The organism is Akkermansia muciniphila, from assembly GCF_030848305.1.
Taxonomy (GTDB): Bacteria; Verrucomicrobiota; Verrucomicrobiia; order Verrucomicrobiales; family Akkermansiaceae; genus Akkermansia; species Akkermansia muciniphila_A.
In genome coordinates, this window is sequence record NZ_CP114598.1 from 1,985,326 (window position 1) to 2,002,975 (window position 17,650).

The 17,650-nt window shown below is 55.3% G+C and carries 13 protein-coding genes and 1 pseudogene; 2 read left to right on the forward strand and 12 right to left on the reverse strand.

The window, feature by feature from the left end:
- Positions 1–101 precede the first annotated feature (101 nt).
- Positions 102–1,424 (forward strand): amidohydrolase family protein, encoded by a 1,323-nt coding sequence (locus O4G22_RS08580; RefSeq protein ID WP_306701566.1) that lies wholly within the window; start codon positions 102–104, stop codon positions 1,422–1,424.
- Between the two features lie 146 nt (positions 1,425–1,570).
- Complete coding sequence (gene lpdA / locus O4G22_RS08585) at positions 1,571–2,965, forward strand: dihydrolipoyl dehydrogenase (protein ID WP_306701567.1); 1,395 nt, start codon at positions 1,571–1,573, stop codon at positions 2,963–2,965.
- Positions 2,966–3,470: 505 nt separating this feature from the next.
- On the opposite strand, the pseudogene O4G22_RS08595 reads toward lpdA, so the two are convergent.
- The 12 genes and pseudogenes from O4G22_RS08595 to O4G22_RS08650 all read right to left on the reverse strand — a co-directional run bounded on the left by O4G22_RS08595 (position 3,471) and on the right by O4G22_RS08650 (position 17,643).
- Positions 3,471–4,125: pseudogene (locus O4G22_RS08595) on the reverse strand (GyrI-like domain-containing protein).
- Positions 4,126–4,552: 427 nt separating this feature from the next.
- Entirely contained in the window at positions 4,553–5,680 is a 1,128-nt protein-coding gene (gene sucB / locus O4G22_RS08600) for a dihydrolipoyllysine-residue succinyltransferase (protein WP_306701570.1), read from the reverse strand.
- 15 nt (positions 5,681–5,695) lie between these two features.
- Positions 5,696–8,461 (reverse strand): 2-oxoglutarate dehydrogenase E1 component, encoded by a 2,766-nt coding sequence (locus O4G22_RS08605; protein ID WP_306701571.1) that lies wholly within the window; start codon positions 8,459–8,461, stop codon positions 5,696–5,698.
- A gap of 63 nt (positions 8,462–8,524) precedes the next feature.
- Positions 8,525–9,562: a cytochrome d ubiquinol oxidase subunit II gene (gene cydB, locus O4G22_RS08610; RefSeq protein WP_306701572.1), complete on the reverse strand. Its 1,038-nt coding sequence runs from the start codon at positions 9,560–9,562 to the stop codon at positions 8,525–8,527.
- A gap of 22 nt (positions 9,563–9,584) precedes the next feature.
- The gene (locus tag O4G22_RS08615) at positions 9,585–10,964 is read right to left on the reverse strand and encodes a cytochrome ubiquinol oxidase subunit I (RefSeq protein ID WP_306701573.1); all 1,380 of its coding nucleotides are present in this window, start codon (positions 10,962–10,964) and stop codon (positions 9,585–9,587) included.
- A 152-nt stretch (positions 10,965–11,116) separates the two neighbouring features.
- Positions 11,117–11,587, reverse strand: a complete 471-nt coding sequence (locus O4G22_RS08620) for a L,D-transpeptidase (RefSeq protein WP_306701574.1) — start codon at positions 11,585–11,587, stop codon at positions 11,117–11,119.
- A gap of 27 nt (positions 11,588–11,614) precedes the next feature.
- A complete protein-coding gene (locus tag O4G22_RS08625) occupies positions 11,615–12,070 on the reverse strand; it encodes a low molecular weight protein arginine phosphatase (protein WP_306701575.1) in 456 nt (151 codons plus the stop codon).
- Positions 12,067–13,536, reverse strand: a complete 1,470-nt coding sequence (locus tag O4G22_RS08630; RefSeq protein ID WP_306713862.1) for a hypothetical protein — start codon at positions 13,534–13,536, stop codon at positions 12,067–12,069. The genes O4G22_RS08625 and O4G22_RS08630 overlap by 4 nt, the downstream gene beginning before the upstream one ends.
- Positions 13,537–13,554: 18 nt before the next feature.
- Positions 13,555–14,493, reverse strand: a complete 939-nt coding sequence (locus O4G22_RS08635) for a phosphotransferase (protein WP_306701577.1) — start codon at positions 14,491–14,493, stop codon at positions 13,555–13,557.
- A gap of 86 nt (positions 14,494–14,579) precedes the next feature.
- On the reverse strand, positions 14,580–15,803 hold the full coding sequence (gene trpB / locus O4G22_RS08640) for a tryptophan synthase subunit beta (RefSeq protein WP_306713863.1): 1,224 nt from the start codon (positions 15,801–15,803) through the stop codon (positions 14,580–14,582).
- Positions 15,804–15,963: 160 nt separating this feature from the next.
- Positions 15,964–16,398, reverse strand: coding sequence for a MarR family winged helix-turn-helix transcriptional regulator (locus O4G22_RS08645; protein ID WP_094136382.1), 435 nt, complete (start codon positions 16,396–16,398; stop codon positions 15,964–15,966).
- Positions 16,399–17,445: 1,047 nt separating this feature from the next.
- Positions 17,446–17,643: a hypothetical protein gene (locus tag O4G22_RS08650; protein WP_306701579.1), complete on the reverse strand. Its 198-nt coding sequence runs from the start codon at positions 17,641–17,643 to the stop codon at positions 17,446–17,448.
- Positions 17,644–17,650 lie beyond the last annotated feature (7 nt).

Below are 17,650 nucleotides of genomic sequence, written 5' to 3' on the forward strand. Positions count from 1 at the left end.
TCTCTTTTGAAGTCAAACATGAAATATCAAATGGACGCGAAATCCCCAAACCCGGGGAGATGAAGTTGCCAGAACGCTCCCGGTGGGGTACATTCTGCTTCATGGAACAACAAGCGTGTGATTTGCTGGTGACCGCTTCCCGTATTCTGGGCGGGGCGGAACAGTCCGGCGCTCCCGGAGATGCGGCCGTCGCCGTCCGGGACGGGAAGATTCTGGAAACGGGGGGCGTTGCAGAGCTGGAAGCCAGGTGGACGCCCGCCGTCCGCAGGGATCTGGGAAATGTGCTGCTGATGCCGGGGCTGATTAATGCCCATACGCATGTCCCCATGACTTTTATGCGCGGTTTTGCGGATGACTTGCCGCTGATGGAATGGCTGACCGGGCATATTTTCCCGGTGGAAGCCCGGCTGACGGATAAAATCGTCTCCCTGGGGGCCCGGCTGGGCATGTATGAAATGATGCGGACGGGCACCACGGCGTTTGTAGATTCCTACCTATTGGAGGCCAATGTCCTCCAGGAAGCGGAACGCATGGGAATGCGCTGTGTTGGCGGGGAAGTCGTTTTTGCTTTTCCCTCTCCGGCATACGGGGGGTGGGATGGTGCGGAAGCCCTGTACCGGGAGCAGGCGGAACGCTTTTCCGGCCGCGGCAGAGTGCAGGTGGCCCTGATGCCGCACAGCGTGTACACTACCAGTGACGAAGTGCTCCGGAGTTCCATGAAGCTGGCGGAGGAACTGGATCTGATGCTGCATATCCATCTGTCCGAATCCGCCGGGGAAGTGGAGCAGTGCCGTTCCCTGCACGGGGGAAGGCGCCCCGTGGGCTATGCCCGCGATATGGGGCTGCTGAATGAACGCGCCGTGCTGGCTCATATGGTGGACGTGACGGATGAGGAACTGGAGCTGGTTGCCGCTTCCGGGGCGGCGGTTGTCCATAACCCGGTCAGCAACCTGAAACTGGCATCCGGCTTCGCCCGCGTGCGGGATATGGTGCGGGCCGGCGTTCCCGTCTCTCTGGGAACGGACGGAGCGTGCAGCAACAACAGTCTGGACATGTTTGAAACGATGAAGCTGGCCGCTATTCTTGCCAAGGGGTACAGCGGTGACGCTACTGCGCTTCCCGCCATGCAGGCGTTGAAGATGGCTACGGCGGAGGGCGCCCGCATTTTCCGGACGCCGGGGCTGGGAACACTGGTTCCGGGAGCTCCTGCGGATATGATCGCCATGAATTTGGATGAACCGAATTTGTGCCCGATTTTCAACGAGACGTCCCATGCCGTTTATGCATCTTCCGGCAAGGATTGCGTGTTCACCATGGTGGAAGGGAAAATTTTGTATGACCATGGAATTTACACGGATGGCCTGTATGAGGATACCGCCGCGGAAATGCGGGATCTGGTAAAGTGGGTGAAAAACAGTGATTAAGTATTGGAAATGAGCGAATAAAGGCAGGTTTTCGACACATGCTTTAATCACCGGTCCCTTACTTCTGCTATCTGTCGGCCTCCTGAGTCGGCGCATGCTCATATTCCTTCTTTACCCGCAAGGGGGGATGCCTTTATAGTAATTTCATGCAATATGATCTCATCGTCATTGGTGGAGGCCCTGCCGGCTATGTGGGCGCCATCCGCGCCGCCCAGCTGGGGAAATCCGTGGTGTGCGTGGAACGCGAGCGGGTAGGGGGCACCTGTCTGAACTGGGGTTGCATCCCCACCAAGGCGCTTCTGAAAAACGCTGAGGCCTACCTGACTGTAACGGCCCGTGCCAGGGAATTCGGCATGACGGTGGAAGGCGTCAGCGTGGATTGGAGCGAAGTGATCGGCCGTTCCCGTAAGGTCAGCGACCGCCTGGCCGGCGGCGTGGGGTTCCTGTTCAAGAAAAACAAGGTGGATTCCGTTACGGGGGAAGCCTCCATCATTTCTCCCGGCAGGGTGGAAGTAAAGGCCGCCGACGGGACGGTGAATGTTCTGGAGGGAAAGAATATCCTGGTCTGTACCGGCTGCGTCACCCGCACGGTTCCCAGCCTCCCCCTGAACGGTACTACCGTCATCGGCTCCAGGGAAGCCATGGTGCTGGAAAAGCGGCCTGAAAGCATGATCATCATCGGTTCCGGAGCCATCGGCACGGAATTTGCCTACATTTACAATTCATTCGGCACCAGAGTGACGCTTATTGAAGCGCTTCCCCGGATGCTTCCCAATGAAGACGACGACTCCTGCATGACGCTGGAACGGGCATTCAAGAAGCAGGGCATCAAAGTGATGACGGGAGCTTCCGTAGAATCCGTTGCGGAAACCTGTGACGGACAGGTCAAGGCCAGCGTGAAAAACAGCAGGGGACAGGAAGAGGAAATCACGGCGGATGTCTGCCTGGTGGCCATCGGCGTGAAGCCGGTTGTTCCCGCCGCGCCCGGCCTGGACCTGGAGCTGACGGAAAAGGGATTCATCAAGGTGAATGACCGTTATGCAACTTCCATTCCCGGCGTGTATGCGGCAGGCGATGTGATCGGCGGCGTGCTGCTGGCGCATACGGCTTCTTTTGAAGCTGTGCAGGCAGTAGAAGGCATGTTTAATCCGGACTATCAGCCCAGACAGGTGGGCTTTTTCCCGAGCTGCACATATTGCTACCCGCAAGTGGCTTCCGTAGGTAAAACGGAACGCGCTCTCAAAGAGGCGGGCGTGGAATACAAGGTGGGGAAATTCCCCTTCCAGGCCATTGGCAAGGCTGTAGCCGCCGGAGAACCGGACGGTTTCGTAAAAACCCTGTACGGCGCCAAAAACGGAGAACTCCTGGGCGCCCACATCGTGGGGCCGGAAGCCACGGAACTGATTGCCGCGCTGGGCATCAGCATTCAGGCGGAACTGACGGACGAGGACATCCACGCCACCATTTTCGCCCATCCCACGCTGTCTGAGGCCATCCATGAATCCATGCTGGCTTCCGAGGGAATCGCCATCCACATGTAACGGTTTTCAATGGAAGAGCCCCATCCGGGGTTCTTCCATTCATTCCTTTGTCATGCAAACGGGTGAATGACAATCTGCGTTGAAAAAAGACGTTCAAGGATAAGCTTGTTGATGAGGGCGGCAGCGTCAACAATTCCCGTAAGTTTATCAGACAGGCTCTAAGCAGGATTGATAGTCAATGTAGTAGATTGACTGCAAGTTTTGGAAAGTCGCGGTTTGCTTGTTTATATCATCAAGGAACGGGGATAACCTGGAAACCACAGGCAACAGGGCCATTTGCGGCACGAGTGGGCAGACAACCGCGAAAACGGAGCGGGAGTAATCCAAAACGGCTCATGCCGCATTGAAGTACGGAAAAGAAAGGGCAAGAAGATTTTGGAAACAGTTCCGAAACAGTTCCGCTTCAGCCTCTGTTTTCGTTTTTTGTTTGCGTGATGAATGGGAAGTTGTTTGACACTAATTTATGGGGAAAATATATTTATAACGTATAGATAACTCCTCGCATTTATTTCTTCTCCAATATTTTCTGTTTTCTCTTTACCGGGTGTCTGATGACAGTTTTCAGTTTGCCCACATCACATTTGCGTGGATCGGAAAGATAAATTTCGTGATGATAACGAGTATCGGTAATATCGATCTCATATCCATTGGCATTTGCGTATTCTTCCATCTGGCGGATGGTTTCGGGTTCGTTATCATAAGAGCCGAGGTGCAATGCATTGAACGCAATCGCCTTCTTCATAGGTAAGAAAATCCACCGTTGAAAAGTCCTTCTTTTTCTTTTTGGTTGCTTCCTCGATTGCCCACTCAAGATCTTCCTTAGTCACAAAGTCTGGTAAACGGATAATAGAAATAAATTTAAAATTTTCTTTATGGCCATAGTCCATTCCATCGCTACCATTTTGCCACCAAAAGCCTTCAAGAGGCGGGACAATATACTCAAAAAAGCCTTTAATCTTGCGAGAACTCTTATAGCTCATTTTGATAGTATAGGCAATTCCGTAAAGTAGTTCAATGGAGCGTTGGTATTCTCCACCCTCATCATTGGGATTTCCCTTGCCACGAACTGCTATGTAATTCATTTTAGGAATAGTAACTATTGCCGGTTTGTTCTTCGGCATGTAAAATTCCTTGTATTCTTTCTTATAATCAAAAACCATGCTTAACACTCATTGAAATTATTTTTTCTTATTATGCCATTTATGAATTTTTAGAATCATAAAGGGAAAAGCGGAAGTAAATAAAAGACTGGGCGCAACAGGCGAAATTTTTTGAAAATACAGCGGTTTTAGAGTGATTGATTTTTTAATTGCGATTTGCTGATTAGTTCAATCGATTCAAATATGGCACATTTCTCTGTTACAAATAATCCGTATTTTATATATGCTTCAACTATCCAGTTCGTCAAGCGGAGGGTGTATTTTTTATAAAGAGCTTGAAGAATCCCCCTCCCTAAAAATTTTCCCCTTCCCTTGAAAAGCGCCTCTTGACAAAAGACCTGGGGGATTCATTTCCTGAATACTTGGAAAATTAAAAAAGATATTTGTTTTTTTCTTCTTGTTATTTAGACTTTTTCCCTGCGGCTCCTCATAACTCGAATACTGGATTTTCCACGGCGTTTTTGACGGCAACGAGAAATTGCACGGCCTGCTTGCCGTCCACCAGGCGGTGGTCGTAGGAAAGGGCCAGGTACATCATGGGCCGGACGACGATTTGGCCGTCCCGGACCACGGGGCGTTCCTGAATGGTGTGCATGCCCAGAATGCCGCTTTGGGGAGGGTTCAGAATCGGGGTGGAAAGAAGCGATCCATACGTGCCGCCGTTGGAAATGGTAAAGCATCCGCCTTGCAGGTCCTGCATGGACAGGTTTCCGCTACGTGCTTTTTCCGTCAGGACGGCGAGTTCCTGTTCCAGCTCCGGAAACGTTTTCCGGTCACAGTCCCGCAGCACGGGGACGACGAGACCCTTGTCCGTGCCAATGGCTACAGAGATGTCATAGTACAGGTTTTCCACGATGTCCGCGCCGTCAATTCTGGCGTTGACCTGGGGCACTTCCTGCAAGGCCTTGACTACTGCCTTGATAAAGAAGCTCATGAAACCAAGCTTGGTTCCGTGCCGTTCCCGGAATTCTGCATGGAATTGTTTGCGGAGTTCCATCACGGAGGACATGTCGCATTCGTTGAACGTGGTGAGGATGGCCGCCTGGCGCTGGGCCTCCATCAGACGGGCCGCGATGGTGCGGCGCAGCGGACTCATGGGTTTTCTGATGAAGCGCGGAGCAATTTCCTTTTCTGCCTCCCTGTCCTCTCCGGCAGGAATCTGTTCCGGGAGGGGGACTTTCCCGTGTGGCTTTTGTCCCGGAAATTCCGCAGCTGGGGCGGAAGGCGCGGAAACGGGGGCCTTCCGTGTTTCCGGCGAGGTCGTTTTTTTCGGCTCAAGCGGTATGAGCGGAGCTTCCCTTTCCGGTGCGGCTGCGGTTCCGTCAGCGGAAGAAATGCGGCCAAGAACTGCGCCGATAAGGGCTTCTTCCCCTTCCGGAACGAGGATTTCCAGTACGCCGCTTTCTTCCGCCTCCAGATCCGTGGAAACCTTGTCCGTTTCCAGCGTCACCAGCGTATCGCCTTTGGCTACCGGATCGCCGGCGTTCTTGTGCCACGCGGCTACGGTGGCGGAGGTGACGGATTCTCCAAAGTTGGGAGTCAGGATGTCGCTCATGGGAAGAAGATGGGTTCAGGATTGCGCCCGCGGCCCGAAGGCAGCGGCGAGAAGTCTTTTTTGCGCGGCGGCGTGCAGGGCCTTGGCTCCTTCCGCAGGGCAGGCCATGGGCGGCCGTCCCGCATAGCGGAAGGAGGTGGCGAAGAGGCGCCCCAGCCTGTTCCGCAGGTGGCCCCAGGCCCCCATGTTGGAGGGTTCCTCCTGGCACCAGACGAAGTCGCGCACTTTCTGGTAGGGTGCCAGCAGGAAGGTGAGCTGTTCCCGGGCCAGAGGATAGATTTGTTCCAGACGGATGATTACCGTGTCTGCAATATTCCGTTCCTTCCGGTAGGCGGCCAGGTCATAATAAACTTTCCCGGTGCAAAAGACGGCGCGCGTCACCTGATCCGGCGCGGGAGCGTCCGGGTCCGGGAGCACTTCGCGGAAACGGGAGGGGGCCAGAAATTCCCGGTGCGGGGAGACGGCCTCCGGACGGGAGAGCAGACTTTTGGGCGTGAAGACGATCAGGGGCTTGTGCAGATTTCGGTGCACCTGGCGGCGCAGGGCGTGGAAGTATTGGGCCGGGGTGGTGGGGTTGATGACCTGCATGTTGTCGTCCGCGCAAAGCTGGAGATAGCGTTCCATGCGGGCGCTGGAGTGTTCCGAGCCCGCCCCTTCATAGCCGTGGGGCAGCAGCAGCACCATGCGGTTTTTCTGGCGCCATTTGGCCTCCGCGGCCGCAATGAACTGGTCCACAATAACCTGTGCTCCGTTGGCGAAGTCCCCGAACTGGGCCTCCCACATGACCAGAGCGTCCGGGCTGTCCAGCGCGTAGCCGTATTCAAAGCCCAGCACGGAGGCTTCCGACAGAGAGGAGTTGTAAATGCGGAACGCGGTAGTGCCGTGGTTCAGCTTTTCCAGAGGAGTGTACAGGGAGCCGTCATTGAAGTCATGCAGGACGGCGTGCCGCTGGGAGAAGGTGCCGCGCTGGCAGTCTTGGCCGGACAGGCGCACGGTGTGGTTTTCCGCGAGCAGGCTGCCCCAGGCCAGGGATTCCGCCATGGCCCAGTCCAGCGGTTCGCCTTCCCGGAAGGCCTCCCTGCGGCGAGCCAGGAAGCGTTTTTCCAGCGTGGGGTGAGGCGTGAAGCCGTCCGGCAGTTCCGTAAGGATATTTCCGATGCGCTGGAACAACTCCGGGCTGATTCCCGTCCGTATGCTGGTACGCGGGATGGGCGTTTCATCCGCATCCTGCGCGGTGGCGGGCAGGAGATAGTCCGCGGAATTTTCCTTCATTTGCAGGTAGGCCTGTTCCATGCCCTCCCAAAGGTCTTTCCTGATGTCCCGCTCCTGCTGTTCCGTCAATTCCCCGCGTTCCCTGAGCGCCGTTCCGTACAGGGCTGCGGCGGTGGGACGCGCCTCAATCCGCTTGGTCTGCATGGGCGCGGTAAAGGCGGCCTGATCCGTTTCATTGTGGCCCAGACGGCGGTAACAGTACATGTCCAGAATGATGTCCCTTCCGAATTTCTGGCGGAACTGGAGCGCGAAGTCCGCCGCCCATACCAGGTCTTCCGGGCTTTCTCCGTTGATATGCAGGATGGGGGACTGGAGCATCTGGGCCACGTCCGTAGCGTAGCGAGAGGAGCGGGCTTCGTCCGGGCCGGTGGTGAAGCCGATCTGGTTGTTGATGACGAGATGCACGGTGCCGCCCGTGCGGTAGCCTTTCAGCAGGGAAAGATTGAGCACTTCCGCCACGATTCCCTGCCCAGAGAAAGCGGCGTCTCCGTGCAGGACGAGCGGCAGCACATGCTTGCGTTCCGCGTCTTGCAGGTTGTGCTGCATGGCCCTGGCTCTGCCTTCCACCACGGGATACACGGCTTCCAGATGGCTGGGGTTGGAGGAGAGGCGGATGTGGAGGTCATGCCCGTCCACGTGGCGCGTGGCGGCGTAGCCGAGGTGGTATTTGACGTCGCTCCTGCCGATGGGGGATTCCGGCAGGTAGTCCGGCGTGAATTCGTGGAAGATGGTTTTCAGCGGTTTGTGGAGGATGTTGGCCAGCACATTCAGCCTTCCGCGGTGGGCCATGCCCATTTCAATGTGGGATACTCCGGCGACGGGGCAGCGCTTGATCATGGCGTCCAGCAGGACGATGGCTCCTTCCCCTCCTTCCAGGGAGAAGCGTTTTTTCCCCATGAAGCGCTTGCCCAGGAATTCCTCAAACAGTTCCGCCCTGCAGAGATGGAAGAAGGCTTCTCTCCGGACTTCCGGGCCATAATCCACGCCGTTTGCCCGGAGCTGGATTTTTTCTTCAATCCAGGAGCGGATTTCCAGATTGTCTATGTGGTGGTATTCAAATCCGATGGCTCCACAATAGATTTTTTGCAGCCGATTGATGATTTCACGGAGAGTGAACGTTCCTCCGTCCATGAAGGTGCCGATGTTGACGGGCTGGTCCAGATCCTCTTCTCGGAATCCCATATCTTCCGGATTGACAGGGGAACGGGGCCGGTCCGGCGGCTCCAGCGGATTGAAGCGGGCGCATTGGTGTCCCATGACCCGGTAGGCCCGGATGAGCAGGCTGATGCGCCCGCGGCCTTCCGCGCTTTCCGGAGGAACGGTATAAAGGGACGTGTCCGCATCGGTCCCTGTGTTTTCTTTTTTTCCGAGGGCTTCTCCGCTCCCCAGTTCGTAGCCCTCGAACCAGGCTGCCCAGAGAGGATCTACGGACAGGGGATCGTTTTTCCATGATTGATGGAGCGCCGTAATTTCCTCCGGAGGGAGTTTGGAGAAGATGGAGGCATGCATGCGGCAGAGCGGATGGTACGGGGCGTTTTCAGTTCTCTGATCGCTATTTTTGCCCGCAGGGCGTCAATAACTGTGTTCGTTGAGCTGAACTTTTCCACGGAAGACCCAGTAAATGGCGGCGGAATAAGCCAGAACGAGCGGCACGCCCATGATGGCTATGTATGTCATCACGACCAGGCTTTCCCGCGTGGATGAGCCGTTGGCGAGCGTCAGGGAGTGTTCCGGGTTGGGCATGGAGTAAAGCAGGTTGGGGAACATCGCTGTCCCGAAGAGAGCCATCATGCAGCCCATGGTGGAGCAGGAGGCGACGAAGGCCCAGCCCGGACGGTTTCTGTGGATGAAGAGCCAGATGGACGCGATGGAAATGACCGCCAGGGCGGCGATGCCGTAAATCCAGGGGGAGCGTTCCAGGGCCGCCGCTACGTGCGGAACATACAGCAGGGTGGCAGCCCCGTGCAGGATGATCAGGACAGTGAAGATGATGACGCAGGGTCTGAGCAGTTTCCTGATTTGTTCCTGAAGGCTGCCCTGGGTTTTCATTAGCAGGTAGATTCCCCCGTGCATGGAGAACAGGGCGACCGTCGTCAGCCCCAGAAGAACGGAATAAGGATTCAGCAGGCTGAGGAATGTTCCGGTGAAGTTTCCCTGCTCATCCAGAGGAATGCCTTTGGTAACGTTCCCCATGGCTACGCCGATGAGCAGGGCCGCCAGAAGACTGCTGATGGAGAAGGTGGTATCCCATCCCCTGCGCCACCATTTCATGGGCTGCTTGCTTCTGAATTCAATGGACACGGCGCGGAAGATAAGGGTGAGGAGCAAGAGCATGAAGGCCAGGTAAAACCCGGAGAAGACGGAGGCGTACACGTATGGAAAGGCGGCGAAGAGGGCGCCTCCGCCCGTGATGAGCCAGACTTCGTTTCCGTCCCATACGGGGCCCACGGCATTTAGTGTGAGTCTTCTGTTTTCATCGCCCTTGATGAAAAGCTGAAGGGCGCCGGTTCCCAGGTCAAAGCCGTCCAGAATGGCGTATCCGGAGAAAAGCACGCCGACGAGGATGAACCAGATGATTTGCAGGTCTGCGAGAGTGAGATTGTCCAACATGGTTTTAAAAGAGGGGTGAAGATTAGTCTTTGACAAAAGGAACCTGGAGTTTGCCTTCCCCGGCGCCGTCGTCTTCCTCAGTTTCCTGATCCGGACCTTTGTGAATTTTATGGGTGATTTGATAGAGGAAGAGGGCCAGCAGCAGGGCATAAATGATAAAGAACATACCCAGGGAGGAAAGGGCTTCCGCCGCGGTGAGGGTGGGGGATACGGCGTGTTCCGTTCTCAGGATGCCGTACACAATCCATGGCTGGCGCCCCAGTTCCGCTACGGCCCAGCCCGCCTGGTTGGCTATTTGCGGGCCCAGTACGGAGAAAACGAAGCACCAGAGCAGCCAGCTCTTCTGGAAGAGCCAGCCCTTTTTCCAGCCCCACAGGCCCACCAGAAACAGGGCCGCCAGGGCGCAGCCGATCAGGATCATGAGATGGAAGGAGTAAAAGACGGGCAGGATGGGAGGGCGTTCGTCCTGCGGGATGCCGTTCATGCCGGTGATGGCCGTGTCCAGGTCATGATGGGTCAGGAGGGTGAGCAAGTATGGGATGGAGATGCCCGTCACTTCATGGGTGGACGGGTTCATCCAGCCGATGAGATGGAGAGCCTGGGGAGCGCCGGATTCCATGACGCCTTCCATGGCTGCGAATTTGGCGGGTTGATGGATGGAGACTTCTCGTGCGCTGGAATCTCCCGTGATGCCCATGCCGGCCACGCCGATGAGACCGATGACCAATGCCACCTTAAAACTTTTTTCTGACCCTCCGGTGAAGCGTTTTTTCAAAATATACCAGGCGGAGACGCTGAGGACGAGAGTGGCTCCCGCCAGCCAGCAGCCGGAGAGCGCGTGCGTCAGGCGGTCCACGGTGGATGGATTGAAAACAACGTCATAGAAGCTGGTGATATGGGCCTGGATTTTTCCGTTTACTTCCACCAGCTTGTATCCGGCGGGCGTCTGCATCCAGGAGTTGGCCACAATGATCCAGATGGCGCTGAAATGGGCGCCGAGAGCGACCATGCAGGAGGAAAGAAAGTGCATTTTGGGACCCACCTTGTCCCAGCCGAAAAGCAGGATGGCCAGAAAGCCTGATTCCAGGAAGAAGGCGAAAATGCCTTCTGCCGCCAGAGGACTGCCGAAGATGTCGCCTACGCAGCGGGAATAATCCGCCCAGTTGGTGCCGAACTGGAATTCCATCACGATGCCGGAGGCTACGCCAAGGGCAAAGATAATGCCGAAGATTCTGGTCCAGAATTTGGCCTGCTTGTGGTAGAGGTCATTTTTCGTTTTCAGCCAGAGGCCTTCCAAGGCGACCAGAACCACCCCCAGGCCGATGGTCATCGGCGGGAAGATGTAGTGGAACATGATCGTAATGGCGAATTGGAGACGGGATAATAAGACCGGATCGTCCATGATTGATTGGGGATGAGTGGATGTTTATGGAACAGGAAGACGGCAGCCAAATACCGATACCTTCATACTTTATACATCCCAAGAGAGCCTTTGTTCAATTATTTTCCTTTTCCGCGAATAACTTTTTTAGATTGTGTCTAAAAAAGAACGGATTAACATTGAATGAACACGTCCATTCCTTCTTCCGCCAGAGCAAAAAGCGCCAGCATATCCCTGGGGGAAAGGCGTATGCAGCCATGGGAAGCCGGGGTGCCCAGCAGTTCCGTATCGTTGGTGCCGTGGATGTAAATATAACGGCTCCGGGTATTGGCGTTGTGCGGTTCCAGTCCATCCAGCCACAGAATGCGGGTCAGGATGAAGTCGGAATGTTCATCCATACTTTTCGGGATGGCGGAGGGATAGCGGCCTGCCGGAAGGCGTGAGATGAAAATAGTATCCTCCGGTTCTCCGTCCCCGATTTTTTTGCAGATGCGGAGATGTCCTGTGGGGGTTTTCCCGGAACCTTCTTCATAGCCTGCACCCGCTTTCCCGCTGGAGACGGGGCAGCGGAGCAGGATTTTTCCGGATTTTTCCAGCACCAGTTCCTGGCAGGACAGATTAATGTGTATGGAAGAGGGAGCCATGACAGGGAGGAAGGAGTCAAAGAGGAGTTACTCCTGTTGTGCCATCCGGGTGATGATGGCCTGAATGGCTGTGGTCAGTTGCTGCGCTACCTTGTTGTAGGCCGCCTGTCCGCAGCCGATGGGATCGGCGATGCCGCGGCTGTCCGTGTAGCAGGTGACCAGCCTGACTTTATCCGCATATTCGGGGAAATTGGCAAGCAGGGCAGCCAGGTGGCTCTCCGTCATGGCATAGACATCTGTGGCGTTTTTCATCAGTTCATCCGTAACAGGACGGCTTTCATGGCTGGAAAGGTTGACGCCATGTTCCCGAAGGACGTGAAGCGTCTCCGGGCTGGCCTCCTGACCGGGCCATGCGGCAGTTCCAGCGGAACCGGCTTGCCATTCCGGATGGCGCGAGGAAAGTTTTCGGAACAGGCCTTCCGCCATGGGGCTGCGGCAGGTGTTGCCGGTGCAGACGAAGAGGATATGCTTACGCTGTGTCATGAGTCGGAGCGTTCTCTTTTGGAGTGATGGGGAATAGGTACTTCGTTGGGTTCCTGGTACAGGTTGTCCTGGGGCAGTACATGGCCGGCGCCGCTGCCTGCCGACGATGGAGTGCCGTCGTCTTCCTCGTCTTCATCCTCAGCATCGCGGGAGGGGGAGGAGAGCTGGGGGAACAGGCTGCACGCCAAGGCTACGCACAGTATCGCCGTTACGGGAGTCATGACCGGGAACCATAGATCATGAGCGGAAAACAGATACCATGCGATGAAGGGAACGAACAGGATACAGAGACTCCAGGTGATGAAGCGCCCTCTGCGTTGAAAACGCAAAGCCCATACTGACAGAAGCAGGACGTCCAGCACGATGATCCACTGTACCCAGGCGGGGGCTACGGGTATCAGAATGGCAGGGGCAGGGGCAAGCGCTCCCATGATGCTGCGGACAGTCTGAGCCGCCAGAAGGGATTGCGCGTCCGGCGTGTCGGAAAGGGCGGAGGGTTCGGAAACGAGTACCGCGTCCGCAGAGGAAAGCAGTTTTCTGACGGCAGTGGTATCCGGCGGACGCAGGCCGGACATGACGGGGACGATCACTTCCTTGGTGTCCAGAATGGTGGGGCTGCTGTTTGCTGCCAGAGGGATGCGGCCGTATTTATCTAATGGAATGGAGCGTTTGCCGCCTAGAAAAAGAGTGTCCCCAGGAATGATTCTGATGTCACCGGGTTTCAGATCCAGCGCATTCAGAGCGGCGACCAGGGGAAGAGTGGGAATGATATCTCCCCCCCAGCGGATGAACAGAGGCGGGGAGACCCTGTTTTCCGGAGAAGGGGAAAACAGCTCGTTATTTTCCACAACGCTTCCCAGGAAGGGGGCTGACGCGGTTATTTGCGGAGGTTCCCCTACGAACCTGTCCGCGCGCGGGAACTGGTCCGTCTTTCCTGCGATGTTAGGGGCGGGAATAACCAGGTCTTTCCAATTCGGCGGGAGAGGGGCATGGCGGGAGGACTCGCTCATCTGCCGTCCCAGAGCCTTGTGGCGGAAGCGGTCCAGTTCATATCCCACGGCGGCTTTGACGATGTTGTCCGGCTTTTCTTCCCAGGTCATGGGTGACATCACGTAAACATTCCTGGCTCCCTGTTCATACAGGTGCCGGAACAGCACCGTGTAATCCATGGGATTGGGAGGATAGGCGGCAAAACTGTTCAGTGATGATTCCCGGTGCAGGGAAACCACGGGGAGCTGGGATGTCTGCCCTTTGTTGAAATAATCGTAGGGCTGGAGGACGATGCTGCTTTCCGTGTTCAGACCTTCCGGGCGAACGGTTTGGTATTCCCCTGCCAGCAAACGTTCCGCCGCCTGTTCATAACAGAAAATGGTAGGAGAAAGAAGCGCATACCCCAGAATCCAGCCCAGCCCCAGGGAAATCTGGAACAGGGACAGGACAAGCAGGAATTTGGGGGGAAGCTTCATCAGAAGGGCTGGGAAAAATCATGCTAGCATAGCAGCCAGCGGTTCTGCAAGCGTGGAGCCTGGCAGAAGCCTCCGCAGGTGTCCCAGCCCGGCGGGAATCTGATCCAGATACCAGGTTTTCCCCTGGTTGTGGCCGATATTGGCGTAAGCGCCCAGCATCTGCATAATCCGCTGGAGGGCGCAGGCGCGGAAAATGCGGTGATCTATGGAGTGAGCGGAGATATTTTCCCACTCCCTGAGCAATTCATCCGTTTGTTCCGGTTCCAGACGGGCGTAGCCGTCATAGACCAGGGAAGCCAGATCATATTCCGGACGTCCGCCGCGCATGCCTTGAAAATCAATCAGCCATGTTTTTCCTGCGTGGATATGCACGTTCTGGGACTGGCTGTCCCGGTGGACGGGGCATTCCGGAAGGTCAGCCAGAAACTGCGCCTGCTCTTTCAGGGCGGGATGGTTCAGGAAAGAAGCCGTTTCCAGCCCCAGATGGGCGCCTAGGAAATGTTCGGCGAAATAGGACTGTTCCCAGAGGTACAGAGCCTCGTCAAAAGCGGGCTGGAGGGGGAATTCCTCCGGAAACGGGCAGGAGTGAAGCAGATGGAATTGTTCCATAGCCCGGATGTAACGCAGGCGCAGGGAAGGCCAGGGTTCTTTCCGGAAAGCCAGCAGGTTGGCGTCTCCCAGGTCTTCCACCAAGGCAACTCCGCAGCCGGGGTCGAGAGGTTCGTAATCGTAAATTTCCGGAACGTTGACACCGTGGGCGTGCAGATGCCGGGCTGCGGGAATGAAGGAATCATTGTCCGCACGGTCATTTCCCCACTGGATGCCGATGCATGTGCGGCCGCCAACATGGATGCGGACGATCGTACGGCCGGAGGCCCCCAAAACCAGGGGGCGGAAATCTTCCTGACGTGGAATAATGTGAAAACTCCGGTGAACCAGACGGGACAATTCTTTCATGAAAAGAAGGCGTGGAGGCGGTAAGAGCCTGGCGGATGAAGGATGACAGCGTCCTTCATCCGCCGAAAATGGGGAAAGGCAGGCAATCAGGAGGGGAACTGGCGGTCTTCCCCATAACCGTAATGCTCTACGACGTAATCCACATCCTTGTCTCCGCGTCCGGAGCAGTTTACCAGAATGGCGCCGCCTCTGTTTTCCCGGGCCCACTTCATGGCATACGCGATAGCGTGGGAGCTTTCCAGAGCGGGAATGATCCCTTCGTAACGGGAAAGTTTGAAGAAGGCGTCCACGGCTTCCTCGTCTGTGGCGGTGACATAGTTAACGCGACCGATGTCGTGCAGATAGGCATGCTCCGGCCCTACGGAAGGATAATCCAGACCGCTGGCTACGGAATGGACCGGTCCCGGATTGCCGTCTTCATCCTGAAGCATGATGCTCTCAAAACCGTGCAGTACTCCCTTGCTTCCATAGGAGATGGAGGCGGAATGATCCCCAAGCCTGGGGCCTTTGCCGAGGGGTTCTACGCCATAAATATCCAGCGGATCTCCCAGGAAGGCGGTAAACATGCCCATGGAATTGCTGCCGCCGCCCACGCAGGCGCAGACAGCGTCCGGCAGAAGCCCCGTCATTTCCAGGAATTGTTCCCGGGCTTCCACGCCGATGCACATTTGGAAATCACGCACCATTTGAGGGAAGGGATGGGGGCCAACCACGGAACCGATGCAGTAAATGGAATCCTGGTAACTGTTCAGGTAAGATTCAAAAGCGGAATCCACGGCTTCCTTCAGGCTTTGGAGGCCGTGCGTGACAGGCACCACCTTGGCGCCCAGAATTTTCATGCGGGTGACGTTCGGAGCCTGTTTGGCGATATCTACCGCACCCATGTGGATTTCACATTCCAGGCCGAAGAAGGCGGCGGCCGTAGCCAGCGCCACGCCGTGCTGGCCGGCGCCCGTCTCCGCGATAATGCGCTTCTTGCCCATGTATTTGGCCAGGAGGCCTTCCCCCATGCAATGGTTGAGCTTGTGGGCGCCTGTATGGTTCAGGTCTTCTCTCTTCAGGTAAATTTGAGCGGTGCCCAGATGGCGGGAAAGGCGCTCGCAGTGGTAAACCGGGGTGGGGCGCCCCTGAAACTGTTTACGGATGCGCCGCAGTTCATTAATGAACTGGGCGGAGTGGGCTATCGTCTGGTAGGCTTCCGTAATTTCTTCAAAGGCGGGAACCAGCTCGTCCGGCAGGTAAACGCCGCCGTATTCGCCAAAGCGGCCCTGGGCGTCTGGAAAATTGCGTAAATAGGTATGGAGATCCATGGTCTGTTGCATTCGTGACGGCCAGTATTTAACACGATGCTACAGTTCAGGCAAAAACAATCTCCCCAGAAACCTTTTTAAAAAAAGGAAAAGAAAAAGGCTTTTCCCGGAACAGAGGAACGGTTTTTTCGTAAGGGCTGGGAAAGGAAACAATCGGAAATCAGGCCAAACGGCGCTTTCTGATGGATTTTCCGGTATCGGCAAGCGTCTGGCGTGCGTCCGGATCCGCTCCAGCCATCAGGGCGGCCAGATCCCGAACGATATTCTGGCGCATGCGTCCCACCAGGTCGCGCCCTTCCTGAGTGATGGCGACCATGATTTTGCGGCGGTCTTTGGCCGCGCTCATGCGTTTCAGGTAGCCCATTTCCTGTAATTTATCCACCATCCCGGTAGCGGCCGCGGTAGAATGCCCCATTTTCAGGGCAATGCTGGACATGCTCAGAAAATCTTCGCTGGCCAGATAAGTCAGCAGGAAAAACTGGGGGTAGGAAACCTTGCCCTCATTCAATTCTGAAGAAAGATTCAGAATGCAGGAACGTTGCGTGAACAGGATGAAATCCGCCAGCTTGTTTGCTTCTTCAGAAATGGAACTCATGATTGTTGTGAATGTATGGGAGGATTGATAGCGATACCCGCCCGGAGACTCGCCGGCGGTTCGGCCAACCTACCGCCGCGTCCTTCTGCGGGCAAGTCAAAAATATAAATTTTTATTAAAATTTTACATTTGCGGATAATAAGCATTTTGATGGTATTTGGAATACAATATGTTGACTGTTAATAGAATGGATATATTTTGAATATAGAATGTGAATAACATGTTGAAAATAGATGTAAACTATTGATAAACGGTAGTTTTTATAAAACTTCCGGGAATCCGAAGCAAATCTGGCATAAAGAGGCGTTGCGGCATGACAAGCCTGGATTGGAGAGAGCTCTTGTGCAGAGGATTTTCATGGGAAATAAAGGCTTGCCGGAAGAAAATTTTATACAGCAGGAAGCAATATTTTCCTGTCCTTGAGGCAGGCTTGGAACCTCTGCGTGCCTACCGGAAGATTAGGGAAAGGAAGTTTGCCGTCGAAACCTTCCTTTCATGGTCTCCTTCCTGCCGCAGGGGGGGCTTTGCGGTGATATTGACCTATGACGCGCGTTGGCGCGTAAAGACATGATAAAACCTTTTTAAACGGTCTTGAAGGGGGAGAAAAGGTCAAATGGAAATACCCAAAGCCGCACTGATGGAACAAGCGCTGTCACGGGGCCAGCTTGAGTGTTATGCTCCGCTTTTGAGAGAGAAAAATGCTTCTTCCCCAAAAGTCAAAGGCTGGCGGAAGTAATAGGGGAAGTGTTCAGGGAGACGAAAAAAGACTGCCGGGTTTCTAAGAGATTACCTGAAAGGCTCCTATTATCTGGAACGGCCTATTTTTGAAAACGGAGCAGTAGAAATGAAAGGTCCGGGCACATCACCCGCACTCGTTAATGCGCTATTACAAAGGACGCAGCATTTTCTACCGGAACGGTGCGTAAAAGGCCAGCTACGCCGTCCATGTTCATATTCTGGACATTCCTCATGATTCCGCACAACGGAAAATTGTGTGATCCGCTGGTCTATTTCCTGAAAAAGAAAGACGGCGCTGCTTGCCGTTTTTCAGCCCGGCAATACAGCAACACCGGCTGCTTGCATCATTGCAGGCAGAAAATCATGGAATAAAGCATTATTACCGGCAACATCATTGCATGCCGCCAATCTTATGCCTGTATCCGCAAGGTATTTTATTTCTCCGCCATTCTCCGGCAAGTTCTCTCTGGAACTCTTTTTCAGAGAATGGGCGGAGTCGGAGAACAATAGTAAT